This is a genomic window from Nocardia sp. alder85J (genome assembly GCF_020176955.2).
Taxonomy (GTDB): Bacteria; Actinomycetota; Actinomycetes; order Mycobacteriales; family Mycobacteriaceae; genus Nocardia.
In genome coordinates this window covers 134,514-147,287 of sequence record NZ_JAIUCZ020000008.1, presented here as the reverse complement: position 1 = coordinate 147,287, position 12,774 = coordinate 134,514, and the positions used below count along the sequence as shown (strand labels likewise).

Here is a 12,774-nt window from a genome sequence, read left to right as displayed (position 1 = left end):
GGAACGACTCGACGGGACTGCGAGCGCCGGTTACGAACCGGCGGCCTCGATGCCCTTCTGCATGCCGGTGATCGCGTCGTCGACGGACTTGGTCCCGGTCAGGGCAGCATAGGCGTTCTCGGAGATGGCCTTGGACACCGCCGGGTAGAACGGGGTCACCGGCCGCGGCACGGCGCTGGCGATGGAATCCTTCAGCGCGGGCAGGTAGGGCATCTTCGCGATCAGCGCCGGATCGTCGTAGAGCGAGGCCCGCACCGACGGCAGCGCGCCGTCGGCCACGATGTGCTGCGCGTCCTCGCCGATCAGGAAGCGCAGGAAGTCCAGGGCGGTGGCCTTGTTCTTCGAGTAGGCGCTGATCGCCGCGTTGTAACCGCCGAGGGTGGAGGCGCCGATGCCGTCCTTGCCGGGCAGCGGCGCGACCGCGGTGTCGCCCTTGACCGCCGAGGAGTCGGCGTTGGCCGAACCGTAGAAGCTCGGCCAGGTGCGCAGGAACAGCAGTTTGCCCTGGGCGAAGGCGTTCTGGCTCTCGGTCTCGGTGAAGGAGGTGGCCTCCTTCGGGATGTCGCCGTTCTTGAAGGCGTCGGCGAGTACCTGCAGGCCGGCGCGCGACTGCGGGCTGTCGACCGTGGGGGTCTTGCCGTCCGGGCCGACGAAGGTGCCGCCGAAGGCGTTGATCACCTCGGCCGAGTTCACGGTCAGGCCCTCGTAGTTCTTGAACTGCCCGGCGTAGCAGTCGATTCCGTGCGACTTCGCCACGTTGCAGTCGGCCAGCAGCTCGGACCAGGTCTTCGGCGGGGTCTGGAGCAGGTCCTTGCGGTAGAACAGCAGGCCGCCGTTGGTGTTGAGCGGGGCCGCGTACAGGTTGCCCTTGTAGGTGGCGCTGGCCACCGTCGGCGACAGCAGGGTGGAGGTGTCGATCGAGAACGAATCCTTCAGCGGCTGCACCCAGCCCTTGGCCGCGAATTCGGCGGTCCACGGGACGTCCAGCGCCATCACGTCGTAGTCCGGCTGCTTGGCGGTCAGGTGCTGAGCCAGGTCGTCGTACTGCTGGGAGGCGTCGTTGGACTGTTCCTTGAAGGTGACCTTCTCGTCCGGATGCGCGGAGTTCCAGCGGTCGACCAGTTGCTTCACCACACCGGTCTCGGTGGTGTCCTTACCCTCGACGAAGGTGATCGGCCCGCGGCCGGACAGATTCTCGGTGAGCGGGTTGACGCTGCTCGAACTGGAGCAGGCGCTGGTGAACGCGGCGGTCAGCAGGGCGACCGACGCCGCTGCCAGCGCCGCGCGGGACACGAGAGATGTACGTCGGGGCGCCATCTTGTTCAAAGCCATCGCGGATACTCCAGGGTCGAGACGTGAGCGCCAGCACACTCAGCCGGTTGCCCTTGGCAAGATACATGGTCGTCACTTCGCCCGCCCGAGGAGTGTCGGTCCGTTCTCGTATCCTGGCCGCCATGTCCACCCAGACCGGCGCCGCGCCCCAGGACAAGCTGCTGACCCGAATCGGCGGCCTGCTGCGGCAGGCCGAGTCGACCGACAACGAGCACGAGGCCGAGGCCTTCCTCGCCGCCGCCCAGCGGCTGGCCACCCGCTCGTCGATCGATCTGGCGGTGGCCCGCGCGCACGTGGCCGGGCGGGAGCGCCGCGCCGCCCCCGTGCAGCGGATGATTCCGATCGGCACGCCCGGAAAGCGCGGATTGCGCACCTACGTGCAGCTTTTCGTGGCGATCGCCACCGCCAACGACGTGCGCTGCGATGTGGCCCGCTCGTCGACCCAGGTCTACGCGTACGGATTCGACTCCGACATCGCCACCTGCGAGGCCCTCTACGCCAGCCTGCTGGTACAGATGGTGCGAGCCTCGGACCAGTACATCAAGTCGGGCGCCTACAAGTCGGCCACCGTGGAGAAGATCGTGGCGGAATCCCGATGGGGCCGTACGGTCCAGCGCCGGGTCCAGGCCCCGGTAGCCCCGGTGACGGCCCGCCTGAACTTCCAGATGGCCTTCGCGGCCCGCATCGGCCGCCGCCTGGCCTCGGTACAGGCCGACGTCCGGGCGGAGGCACTGCGCGAGGAGAGTGCGGCCCCCGGCACCGCGGTGGCCCTGCGCGACAAGGACGTCGAGCTGAAGGACTTCTATTCCAGCACCTCACAGGCCCGCGGCACCTGGCGCGGCCCCCAGGAGTCCGCGAGCTACTCGGCCGCCGCCCGCCGCGCCGGCGACCGCGCCGGCCGCGCCGCACGCCTGGGCACCGCCCCCGAACTGGGCGCGGCACGTGGGCAATTGGACGAGGGCCGATGAGCATGCCGTGTCCCGGATGCGCCACCGGCATCTGCACGCCGCGCGCATATGCGCTCGGTTCGGCATCGCCCGGAATCACGCACGTCGATGCGGTCGGGTACCGAATGCCCGTGCGCCGGGTCGTGCCCGCGTGAGCCCGCGATGAGCGGTACCCGAGACGCGCAGCGAGCCCGGGTGTACGACGCGGAGGGCTTGGTGCGCCGGATGTTCGAGCGTGCCGACGAGCACGGCGCCCGCACGGTCGAACTGCACGGCTCACACCTGACCCTGCCGATCGAGCGCAGATTCGCCTCGGTCGAATCGGTACAGAGCTACGCGGACAAGGTGCTGTCCCTGAATTGGGTACGCGCGCAATGGGATCGCGCCACCGTGCCGATCCGGGTGCGCGCTCGATCGGGAGCCCTGGCGGCCCACTACGAATTCGACACCGGTGTCCTCGCGGTCCCCCTGCACACCGGCGGAACCGCTTGGGCCCTGCGCGAGTTGGTGGTTCTCCACGAACTCGCCCACCACCTGGAACCCGCCGGAGCCGACCTGGCAGCGCACGGCCCCGAATTCTGCACTCGCTACCTCGATCTGGTGGACGGGATCGTCGGCCCGGAGGCCGCGCTGTTGCTGCGCACCACGCTGCTCGGTTGCGGCGCCCGCCTGGGCTGACGACCCGCTGCGCACCGACCGGAACCGGCGATCAGCGCAGCAACAGCCGCACCCGTTCGAGGCGGGTGCGCCACCAGGCGGTCCGGTCCGGGTCCGGGTGCCGGAAGCGGCGCAGCAGTGCGGGATCCGGGGTCGGTGGGGCTTTCGGAACCGGGAGGAAACCGTCGACCGGGCGTGATGATTCGGCGACCACGTCTCCGTCGAACAGCTTCACAGTGCCCAGGCCGCAGGCGAAATCGAGCTCCGGCAGTGCGCCGGCCAGCGCCAGTTGGGCCGAGAGGCCGACGCTGGTCTCCAGTGCGGAGGACACCACGCACGGCAGTCCGGTGGCCTCGGCGACCTTCAGCGCGCGTCGCACGCCGCCGAGCGGGGTGCATTTCAGCACGGCGATATCGGCCGCCGCGGCGACATCGACCCGCAGCGGATCGCCGGCGCGGCGGATGGATTCGTCGGCGGCGATCCGGACACCGGTCCGCCGCCGGACGGCCGCCAATTCCTCGATGTCGCGGCACGGTTGCTCGACGTATTCCAGTCCGCCCGCGGCATGTTCGATCTTCTGGATGTGGTGGACCGCGGTCTCGACATCCCAGACGGCGTTGGCGTCCACCCGGATCGCGCCCTCGGGCCCGAGCGCGGCCCGGACGGCCTCGACCCGGGCCAGATCCTCGGTGAGCGAACCGGGGTGATCCGCGATCTTCACTTTCGCGGTGCGGCAACCGGATTCGGCGACGATCGCGTACGCGCGCTCCGGATCCACCGCGGGCACGATGCAATTCACCGGAATCCGATCCCGCACCGGCGCCGGCCATCCGACGGAGATCTGTTCCACCGTGGTGGCCAGCCACCCGGCGGCCTCCCGGTCGTCGTATTCGGCGAAGGGACAGAATTCCCCCCACCCGAGCGGCCCCTCGATCAGCACACCCTCCCGCACGGTGATCCCCCGGAACCGGTTGCGCAGCGGAATGGCGTAGACGAACGCGGACCGCGGATCCAGCAGATCGCTCATGGGCTCAGCCTAGGACCCGGCCCGGCCGAACGGGCCCAGCCTGTCCGCACTCGCCCGCGCTACCCGGGTCGGACTCGCGTCGACCTGCTCACGAGGTTCGGCCGCTCGGGTCGGCTGGGACGGTCTGCGCGCGGCCGGATTTCCGATCGGGACAGTTCGATCACCTGTGCCGTCGATTGTCGGCGGCAGTGAGACGGTCCCGGTGCGGCCGGACCTGTGGCGCGGCGGCATCGGTCGATGTATCCGCAGGTGTCACGGCTCGGACGGAACTCGCACGCCGCTCCCGAGCCAGCGGGTCAGAGCGGTTTCCAGGCCGCCGAGGTCCTCGATGCCGTCCGCCGCCCAGGCCACCACGCCGTCGGGCCGGATCAGCACGCTGCTCACCGTCGTGTCGCCCGAACGAGCCCGGACCAGTTCCAGGCGTCCGGAGTATTGCTCGGCCAGGGCCGTGAGCCGATCGTCCCCGGCGAGATCGACGAGCAGCGCGCGGCTGGAGCGGGTGTGGTCGGCGAGCCGTGTCCCGTCGCCCAGTCGGAGTTCGGGCGTCGTCGCGCCGACCAGCGGATGGCCGCCGCCGAGGTCGTAGTGCTGCCAGAGGCCGGAGACCCGTTGCACGTAGTAGGTAGCCCCGTCGCGGGTGCCGAGGAAGTCGGTGACCACGGCTCGCAGTGCGCGGCTGTCGGCGTCGCCGCGCATCACGGCGACCTGTGCGCGCGTCCAATCGAGCACCCAGGCCCCGATCGGATGGCGTTCGGCGGTGTAGGTGTCGAGCAGGCCGGCGGGTGCCCGGCCCCGCACGGTGGCGGCGAGCTTCCAGCCCAGGTTGACGGCGTCGCCGAGGCCGAGGTTGAGGCCCTGACCGCTGAACGGCGAGTGCACGTGGGCGGCGTCCCCGCAGAGTAGGACGCGGCCGCGGCGGTAGGTCGTCGCCTGCCGGGCGTTGTCGGTGAAGCGGGTGCCGGCGACCAGGTCGGTGACGCGGATGTCGGCGCCGGTGACACGCCGCAGACTGTCCTCGATTTCGGTCGCGGTGACCGGGGCCTCCCGATCGGCCGGTGGACCGTCGAATTCGACCGTGCGCACCCGGCCCGGCATCGGCCCGTGGACGTAGACGCCGGTGGGGGTGTGCTGCCAGCCCGGCGGTAGCCCGTCCGCCCCGGTCACGGTGGCGATCGCCTGGCGGCCGGTGATCCCGGGATCCGTCCCGGTGAACTCGAAGCCCGCCAGCCGCCGGACGAGGCTGTGTCCGCCGTCGCATCCGGCCAGCCAGGCCGCCCGCACGTCGGCGCTGCCGTTCAACCCGACGGTGACACCGGATTCGTCGGCGTCGAAGCCGCGTACCTCGACCCCGCGGCGGATGTCGACGCCGAGTTCCGCCGCGTACCGGCCGAGTACCCGTTCCAACTCGGCCTGCGGGATCGGCAGGTACCAGCCGTCGGCGCCACGGCCGCGCAGGACCGGATCCTCTCGGTCGACCGGACCGGCGGGGACCTGGATGCCGCCGAAATGCCCGACCGAGGGCGCTCGCCCGCCGTCGACCGGGACGGACAACCGCCGCAGCGCCTCACGTAGGGCGGGTAGCAGACCGCGGCGTTCCAGGGCCGCCGTCGCGGCGGCATTGACCGCGCCGGCCTTGACGGCCGTGTCGGGTTCGGCCAGCCGCTCGATGACCAGCACCCGGATTCCGGCGGTGCGCAGTTCGATGGCGAGCATCAGGCCGACCGGGCCGGCGCCGACGATGAGTACGTCGTAGTCGGTCCGGGCGGGTGATGTGGTCTGTTCGGGCATCGGGATCCTTCTCTCCGACGGGGCCGGTCTCCGCAGGTCCGCCTCGTTCGATTGAGCCCGTCTCAGCAGGTCGGAGCGGTAATCGGCGACAAGTATCGAGGCACCGGATCGTTCGGCGGTGGGCCGCACCGGGCGCGTGTCGGCCGGCCAGGGGACTCGGCAGGTTCGCCCGGGACGGCACGAGCAATCCGGGTGTCGTCGGGTGCCGACGAACTCTGCGAGGAGGGCGGTGTACGAACACCGTTCTACTACTAGAACAATGTTCGCGTCAATAAGAACCATGCTCGCCCCCGGTTAGACTTGCGGCCATGGACTCGCCTCCGCAGCGACGACGCGCCGCACGGCATCAGCAAGCGGCACCCGGCGACCCCGCCGCACCCCGTCGCGGACCGTCGGCGGGCCGGAAGCAACCCATCACTGTCGACGCGATCGTCGAGACCGCGCTCGGCATCGTCGAGCGCGAGGGATACGCCTCCTTGACGATGCGGCGAGTGGCCGGCGCCCTCGAGACGGGCCCGGCATCGCTCTATGCCCACGTCGTGAACAAAGAGGATCTGGACGATCTGCTGGTGGGACGCCTGTGCGCCGAAATCGAACTCCCCGAAGCGGATCCACGGCGCTGGCGGGAGCAGCTCATCGAGGTCTGCACCCGGATCCGTGAGCAGTACCAGCGCTATCCCGGCATCTCGCTGGCGGCACTGGCGGTCGTCCCGACCAATCTGGAAACCCTGCGCGTCAGCGAGGGCCTGCTGGCCGTCGTGCTGGCCGGCGGCGCCGACCCGCAGACGGCAGCCTGGGCGATCGACGCCCTGCTCCTCTACATCAACGCATTCTGCCTGGAGAATTCCCTCATCGACCGTTCGGCCGTCGACCGCGACGAACTACCGCAGCGCTTCGCTGTCCTCCCCGACTCCCTCCCGAACACCAAGCGCTACGCCACCGAACTCACGGCCGGAACCGCCCAGGACCGCTTCGAGTTCACTCTCGGCCTGATCATGGACGGCCTCGGCAACCCCGGAACGGTGACGAGCGCCATGCGGCGATGACCTGCTCGGGCCCCCACCGAATCTCGTCACTGCCGACGGCTTCGAGCACGCGGCGTGATTGGTCGGGATTCGGAAATTCGGCAAGCAGTGTGGATTCCGGGATACCGAAGACCGGCGCCGCCGGATCGAGACATTCCTGCCGGAGGAAATCGAGGGCGGACGTCCCCGACGGCCGGCTGCGGAGTATCCCGGGAATTCCACCGGACCCGAGATGTGCGTCCACGGCATCGGCCGGACCGATTGCCAACGCGTCGCCGACCTCGGCCGGATACGTGGATCCGATCTACATGGATGCCGGTCCAACGATCTGGAAGCGCCGTGGCGCTCCCGGATCGTCGACTACGCGTCCTACAACCGTTCGAAGATGGTCGCGTTGGCCAATCCGCCTGCCTCGCACATGGTTTGCAGGCCGAAGCGGGCGCCACGCTCGGCCATGGCGTGGACCAGCGTGGTGGCCAGCCGCGCCCCGGACGCACCCAGCGGGTGGCCGATGGCGATCGCGCCACCGTGCACGTTCACCTTCGACAGGTCCGCCCCGGTGTCTTTCGCCCAGGCCAGCACCACCGCGGCGAACGCCTCGTTCACCTCGAACAGATCGATGTCGGACAGCTGTAATCCGGCCCGCTGCAACACCTTCCGAGTCGCGGGGATGACCGCGGTCAGCATCAGCAGCGGATCGTCACCGGCGACGGAGAAGCTGTGCAGCCGGGCCAGCGGCCGCAGGCCCAATTCCTTCGCCTTCTCGCTGGTGGTGATCAGCACCGCGGCGCTGCCGTCGTTGATCTGGCTGGAGTTGGCGGCGGTGATGTTCCAGCCGATCTCCGGGAAGCGGGCGCCGTACTGCTCGTTGTAGAACGCGGGCCGCAGGCCGCCGAGGGTCTCCAGGCTGCTGCCCACCCGGATGCCCTCGTCGCTGGTGAGCCCGGCCAGCGGCGCGAGCTGTGCCTCGAACGAGCCGTTCTTCGTCGCGGCCGCGGCCTTCTCGTGGCTGGCGAGGGAGAACTCGTCCATCGCGGTCCGGCTGATGTCCCAGCGGGAGGCGATCAGTTCGGCGCTGATGCCCTGCGGCACCAGCTCGTCGGGATAGCGCTGCGCGAAGGCGACGCCGTTCAGGTCGGTGGCGCCGATCGTGCTGGAGCCCATCGGGATTCGGCTCATCGACTCCAGCCCGGCGGCGACCACCACATCGTAGGCGCCGGCGATGACGCCCTGTGCCGCGAAGTGGATGGCCTGCTGGCTGCTGCCGCACTGCCGGTCGACGGTGGTGGCGGGCACCGATTCGGGGTAACCGGCGGCCAGTGCCGCCCGCCGGGTGATGTTGACCGACTGCTCGCCGACCTGCGTGACGACGCCGCCGATCACGTCGTCGATCAGGCCCGCATCGATGCCGCTGCGGCCCACCACCTCGCGCAGGCTGTGCGCGAGCAGGTCCACCGGATGCACCTCGTGCAGCGCGCCGGTCGCCTTGCCCTTGCCGACGGGAGTGCGCACGGCTTCGACGATCACTGCGTCTCTCATGGCCAGTCCTTCCGATTGTCGCAACCGGCCGGCTACCTAACTCGGCCGATCTATAGCCAGGTTAGGCGCTGGCAATAGTTGCCACAAGTCAGATGGGCTATGATGTCGGTCATGGCCGTTGTATTGGAAGGTCCTTTACGCGATCTCGCCTCCTGGCAACCCGACGAATGCTCGATCGCGAAGGCGTTCGACGTCATCGGGACGCGCTCGGCGATCCTGATCCTGCGTGAGGCCATGTACGGCACCACCCGGTTCGACGGTTTCGCCGGACGGGTGGGCATCACCGACGCCGCCGCGGCGACCGCGCTGCGCAAGCTGACCGAGGCCGGTCTGCTGCGCAAACAGCCCTATCGCGAGGAGGGCAAACGCACCCGCCACGAGTACGTGCTCACCGACTGCGGCCGCGACGCGCTCCCCGTGGTGCTGGCGCTGTGGCAGTGGGGCGACAAGTACCTCCAGGACGGAGTGCCGCCGCTGGAACGGGTCGAACACGACACCGGCGCACCGGTGCACCTGGAGTTGCACAGCGCCGACGGCGCCGAGGTGCCCCTGGAGAATGTGCGAGTACGACTGAACCGGTCCTGGCGCCGCCACTGAGCCGGACGCGGTGCGGCGGGACGTGATTCGCTGCGCCACCGCATCGTTCGAGGGTGACGAGGGGTCGCCGGACCGGTCGGGAGACGGTCTCCGGCCGATCCGGTCCGGCGGCACCCGGTAGCGGGCGGAGTCAGATCAGGCGAGCCGACGCCCGCTGTCCGGATCGAAGAAGTAGGTGCGCTCCGCATCGGCACGCAGCGACAGCTTCTCGCCCCGAGCCGGCGGATTGCGCCAGTCGACCCGCGAGACGACGGTTTCACCGCTGTCACCGAGGGTGCGGCCGTACACATAGGCGTCGGAACCGAGCTCTTCGACCACATCCACCTCGACGGCGATGCCGTTGTCGGCGATCTCGAAATGCTCCGGCCGGATACCCACCACCACCGAACCCCCGGCGGCCGCATCGGCGACCTCGCGGGGCACCGGCAGCACGAGTCCGCCCAGCGTCACCGCCCCGTCGCGCACCGGAAGTGTGAACAGATTCATCGCGGGTGACCCCATGAACCCCGCCACGAACAGGTTCGCCGGATCCCGATACAGATCGCGCGGGCTCGCGCACTGCTGCAACAACCCGTCCTTCAACACCGCCACCCGGTCCCCCATGGTCATGGCCTCGACCTGATCATGGGTGACATATACGGTGGTGGTCCCCAGCCGCCGCTGCAACTGCGCGATCTGGGTCCGCGTCTGCACCCGCAACTTGGCATCGAGATTCGACAACGGCTCATCCATCAAGAACACCTGAGGCTGCCGCACGATCGCCCGCCCCATCGCGACCCGCTGCCGCTGTCCGCCGGACAACGCCTTCGGCTTCCGCCCCAGGTACTCCTCCAAATCCAGCAACTTGGCGGCCGCCAGCACCCGCTCGTCCTTCTCCGCCTTCGGCACCTTCGCCATCTTCAACGCGAACCCCATGTTCTCCGCCACCGTCATGTGCGGATAGAGCGCGTAATTCTGGAACACCATCGCGATATCCCGCTGCTTGGGCTCGGCATGCGTGACATCCTTGTCCCCGATCAGAATCCGCCCCCCGTCCACATCCTCGAGCCCGGCGAGCATCCGCAACGAGGTCGACTTCCCACACCCGGAAGGCCCGACCAGCACGAGGAACTCCCCGTCGGCGATCTCCAGGTTCAGCGCGTCGACGGCAGGTTTGGCAGCACCCGGGTACAACCGGGTAGCGCGATCGAAAGTGACCGTAGCCATGATGAATCAATCCCTTCACCGGCAGGAACGTGCCGGACGATCCGAGTAGAGGGTTCGGTCCTTCGGACAGTTGCAGGTGAAGGCCGGTCTTCAGGCGGCCATGCCGATCTCGTCACCCACGGTGACAAGATTTTGACAAGCTCCTGCGCCGTACTTCTCCTGCATTGCCACAGCGACTCGGTCCAAGTCGTCATCGAACGAGTCCGCGTAGGTGTTCAGCGTCTCCGCCGCGTCCTTGTGCCCGAGCATCCGTGACAAGACCAGTACGTTAGCGCCTGCCGACACAGCCAGCGAGGCGCATGGGTGGCGAAGGTCGTGCGGAGTGACCCGCTGCACCTTCGCGCGCGATGACCCTGATGCGCCGGACCGGCGTCCCGTACAACCGCAGCCGCTGATGCTGACTGTGCCGGACTGGCAGCCGGGGCACCTCGGGGTGCTGGCGGTGGTCGTGGACGAGGTGGACCGGTTCCAGTTGGCCAAGCTGCGTGACCCGGACTCGGTGGACCCGCTGGACGGTCGTCTTCTGCTGTGCCGGTTGAAGGTCGCGGCGGCACTGATGGCCCTGGACGGCCGGACTGCCGTGGATGTGTCGGACTGGGTGCTGGCGGGTGTGGTGATGGAGGTCAGTTCGCGTACCCGGGAAGCGATCCACGCGGCGACCACAGTGCGGGCTGTAGCGGAGATCCATCGGCAGGCCGACGAGGTCGACCAGCGCAGCGAGCGCATCGCTGAGAAGAAGTACCAGCGCTGCCGGGCACGGGTTCTCACCATTCTCGAAGACGGCCCGGCGTCGGTGACGGCACTGCGGCGCTCGGTTCGTTCCGACCTGCGCCCGAACGTCGAGACCGTGCTGTCGGACCTTGAGGCCGGGCACCTCGTGAAGGCTTCCGCCACCATGGGCGACAGCACACGCTACCACCTCGTGGCCGAACGGGCTGCGTAAACCTGCTGGAGGGTGTGGGCCGTCCCCAATGAATGAGACCGATCGGTATTAGAGTCCTGTTTGGCCTGGTGAGGGCCGAGAAGGGACACTGATCGACATGGCAGGACGGAAGCGGCATTCTGCGGAGGACATCGTGGGGGAAGCTGCGCCTGGCCGACGAGCTGACCGCCGCCGGCAAGACCGGTGAGGAGGTCGCTGCCGAGCTCGGGATATCGGCGGCGACGCTCTACAACTGGCGGTGTCAGTACGGCGGCGTGGACACCGACGCGGCCAAGGAGCTCGAGGAGCTGCGGGAACAGAACGCCAGGCTGAAGCGGTTGCTGGCCGACGCCGAGTTGGAGAAAGACGCACTGCGGGAGATCGCCAAGGGAAAATGGTGAGCCCAGCGGCTGGTCGCCGCGTCGTGGACATGCTCACAGAGGTGATGGGCATGTCGGAACGGTTCGCGTGCAAGGTCGTTGGGCTCAACCGGTCGACCTATCGTCGGCTACCCGCCGCGCGGACACCGGCGGACCCGGACGCCGCCCTGCGGGCCTGGCTGCGCTCGTACGCGGTCAGGAATCAGGGCCACGGGTTCCGGCGTGCCTGGGCGCGGCTGCGGTTCGACGAGGGCGGCGACGTCAACATCAAGAAGGTCCACCGGCTCTGGCGGGAGGAGGGTCTACAGGTCCGCGAACACCATCCCCGCAAGCGAGCCGGGATCTCCTCGGTCCCGCCGATCGAAGCCGACGCCCCGAAAGTGGTGTGGGCGTTGGACTTCCAGTTCGACTCCACAGTCGATGGTCGCGCGGTGAAGATCGCGTCGATGATCGACGAGCACACTCGCGAATCCCTGCTGCACATCGTCGAACGGTCGATCACCTCCGAGCGGCTCGTCGCCGAGTTGGAGAAGGTGTTCACCGCGGCCGGCGGGCCGCCTCGGGTGCTGCGGATGGACAACGGGCCGGAGATGATTTCCCATGCCCTGCAACGATTTTGCGCCGACAGGGTCGGGATCTCCTACATTCCGCCGGGCACGCCGTGGAACAACGGGTTCGTCGAATCGTTCAATCGCCGGTTGCGGACCGAGTGCCTGAACCGCAACCACTGGACCAGCCTGCTCGAGGCCCGGGTGGTGATCGGCGATTTCAAGGCCGACCACAACCAGCGGCATCGACATACGGCGCTGGGCTACCGCACGCCGGCCGAGTACGTTGCGGCCTGCACCTGCACCCACCACCCGGGGGCCTGCGCGACCAACTGAACACCAACGAAATCACCCGGACTCAATTCCCGGGTGGTCTCGTCATCGGGGACCGCTCACATAGTTGTAAGCAGCCAGCCGGCCATCCCCGCAGCTGAAACCTCAGTAGATAATAATGTGTTGACGAACGCGGTGAATGCACCACCCGTGAGGCCTACGATCTGCTCTGCCGAAACTACGAATGGACCGAGCATGCTCGGCATTCTGAATCCGGTCAATGCTGCCTCCCTGAAAAACCACTACGTGCATGACGTACCTTCCGTAGGACCGCCCGTGAGCTTACCGTGCTTGCCGGTGGTAACCCTGCCGACTGGCGGGCGGCCGAACGTCTGCTCATCGGCATTATGGATGTTCGAAGAGCCCGCCGCGCCAAGATGTGGAAGCTCGATCGGCTCGGGCGTGACATCATTCGTGCTCCAATTGATCGAGCATGGTACCGGCTTCTGTAGCTCACTGAGCCATTCCGGGTA

11 protein-coding genes and 1 pseudogene are annotated in these 12,774 nt (G+C 68.5%); 6 read left to right on the top strand and 6 right to left on the bottom strand.

Annotated features, from left to right (window positions below):
* Positions 1-30: 30 nt before the first annotated feature.
* Positions 31-1,332 (bottom strand): ABC transporter substrate-binding protein, encoded by a 1,302-nt coding sequence (locus LBW94_RS28860; RefSeq protein WP_225058306.1) that lies wholly within the window; start codon positions 1,330-1,332, stop codon positions 31-33.
* Between the two features lie 122 nt (positions 1,333-1,454).
* Between LBW94_RS28860 and LBW94_RS28855 the strand changes: the two genes are divergently transcribed.
* Complete coding sequence (locus LBW94_RS28855; protein ID WP_225058307.1) at positions 1,455-2,300, top strand: DUF2786 domain-containing protein; 846 nt, start codon at positions 1,455-1,457, stop codon at positions 2,298-2,300.
* A gap of 141 nt (positions 2,301-2,441) precedes the next feature.
* Positions 2,442-2,957, top strand: coding sequence for a TIGR04338 family metallohydrolase (locus tag LBW94_RS28850; RefSeq protein WP_225058308.1), 516 nt, complete (start codon positions 2,442-2,444; stop codon positions 2,955-2,957).
* A gap of 31 nt (positions 2,958-2,988) precedes the next feature.
* Here the strand turns inward: LBW94_RS28850 and LBW94_RS28845 are convergent, their stop codons facing one another.
* Both LBW94_RS28845 and LBW94_RS28840 read right to left on the bottom strand, forming a co-directional pair.
* A complete protein-coding gene (locus LBW94_RS28845; RefSeq protein ID WP_225058309.1) occupies positions 2,989-3,963 on the bottom strand; it encodes an o-succinylbenzoate synthase in 975 nt (324 codons plus the stop codon).
* 252 nt (positions 3,964-4,215) lie between these two features.
* A complete protein-coding gene (locus LBW94_RS28840; RefSeq protein WP_225058310.1) occupies positions 4,216-5,751 on the bottom strand; it encodes an FAD-dependent monooxygenase in 1,536 nt (511 codons plus the stop codon).
* A 308-nt stretch (positions 5,752-6,059) separates the two neighbouring features.
* On the opposite strand from LBW94_RS28840, the gene LBW94_RS28835 reads away from it, so the two are divergent.
* Positions 6,060-6,797 (top strand): TetR/AcrR family transcriptional regulator, encoded by a 738-nt coding sequence (locus LBW94_RS28835; RefSeq protein WP_225058311.1) that lies wholly within the window; start codon positions 6,060-6,062, stop codon positions 6,795-6,797.
* 348 nt (positions 6,798-7,145) lie between these two features.
* On the opposite strand, the gene LBW94_RS28830 is transcribed toward LBW94_RS28835, so the two are convergent.
* Positions 7,146-8,315, bottom strand: coding sequence for a thiolase family protein (locus LBW94_RS28830; RefSeq protein ID WP_225058312.1), 1,170 nt, complete (start codon positions 8,313-8,315; stop codon positions 7,146-7,148).
* A gap of 99 nt (positions 8,316-8,414) precedes the next feature.
* Between LBW94_RS28830 and LBW94_RS28825 the strand changes: the two genes are divergently transcribed.
* On the top strand, positions 8,415-8,912 hold the full coding sequence (locus LBW94_RS28825) for a winged helix-turn-helix transcriptional regulator (RefSeq protein WP_225058313.1): 498 nt from the start codon (positions 8,415-8,417) through the stop codon (positions 8,910-8,912).
* A 135-nt stretch (positions 8,913-9,047) separates the two neighbouring features.
* Here the strand turns inward: LBW94_RS28825 and LBW94_RS28820 are convergent, their stop codons facing one another.
* Positions 9,048-10,118 carry an ABC transporter ATP-binding protein gene (locus LBW94_RS28820; RefSeq protein ID WP_225058314.1) on the bottom strand — a complete coding sequence of 357 codons (1,071 nt, stop codon included), beginning with the start codon at positions 10,116-10,118 and terminating at the stop codon, positions 9,048-9,050.
* 90 nt (positions 10,119-10,208) lie between these two features.
* Entirely contained in the window at positions 10,209-10,514 is a 306-nt protein-coding gene (locus LBW94_RS28815) for a tyrosine-type recombinase/integrase (protein WP_225058329.1), read from the bottom strand.
* Here LBW94_RS28815 and LBW94_RS28810 point away from each other — a divergent pair.
* Together LBW94_RS28810 and LBW94_RS28805 are read left to right on the top strand one after the other, a co-directional pair.
* Positions 10,513-11,061: a hypothetical protein gene (locus LBW94_RS28810; RefSeq protein ID WP_266272483.1), complete on the top strand. Its 549-nt coding sequence runs from the start codon at positions 10,513-10,515 to the stop codon at positions 11,059-11,061. The genes LBW94_RS28815 and LBW94_RS28810 overlap by 2 nt on opposite strands.
* 97 nt (positions 11,062-11,158) lie before the next feature.
* A pseudogene (locus tag LBW94_RS28805) lies at positions 11,159-12,304 on the top strand (IS3 family transposase).
* The last annotated feature ends 470 nt before the right edge of the window (positions 12,305-12,774 follow it).

Coding starts and splice junctions, on each gene's coding strand:
- LBW94_RS28845 (WP_225058309.1), bottom strand. CDS start 3,963: ATGAGCGATCTGCTGGATCCGCGGTCCGCGTTCGTCTACGCCATTCCG.
- LBW94_RS28825 (WP_225058313.1), top strand. CDS start 8,415: ATGATGTCGGTCATGGCCGTTGTATTGGAAGGTCCTTTACGCGATCTC.
- LBW94_RS28810 (WP_266272483.1), top strand. CDS start 10,513: ATGCTGACTGTGCCGGACTGGCAGCCGGGGCACCTCGGGGTGCTGGCG.
- LBW94_RS28840 (WP_225058310.1), bottom strand. CDS start 5,751: ATGCCCGAACAGACCACATCACCCGCCCGGACCGACTACGACGTACTC.
- LBW94_RS28820 (WP_225058314.1), bottom strand. CDS start 10,118: ATGGCTACGGTCACTTTCGATCGCGCTACCCGGTTGTACCCGGGTGCT.
- LBW94_RS28830 (WP_225058312.1), bottom strand. CDS start 8,315: ATGAGAGACGCAGTGATCGTCGAAGCCGTGCGCACTCCCGTCGGCAAG.
- LBW94_RS28860 (WP_225058306.1), bottom strand. CDS start 1,332: ATGGCTTTGAACAAGATGGCGCCCCGACGTACATCTCTCGTGTCCCGC.
- LBW94_RS28855 (WP_225058307.1), top strand. CDS start 1,455: ATGTCCACCCAGACCGGCGCCGCGCCCCAGGACAAGCTGCTGACCCGA.
- LBW94_RS28850 (WP_225058308.1), top strand. CDS start 2,442: ATGAGCGGTACCCGAGACGCGCAGCGAGCCCGGGTGTACGACGCGGAG.
- LBW94_RS28835 (WP_225058311.1), top strand. CDS start 6,060: ATGGACTCGCCTCCGCAGCGACGACGCGCCGCACGGCATCAGCAAGCG.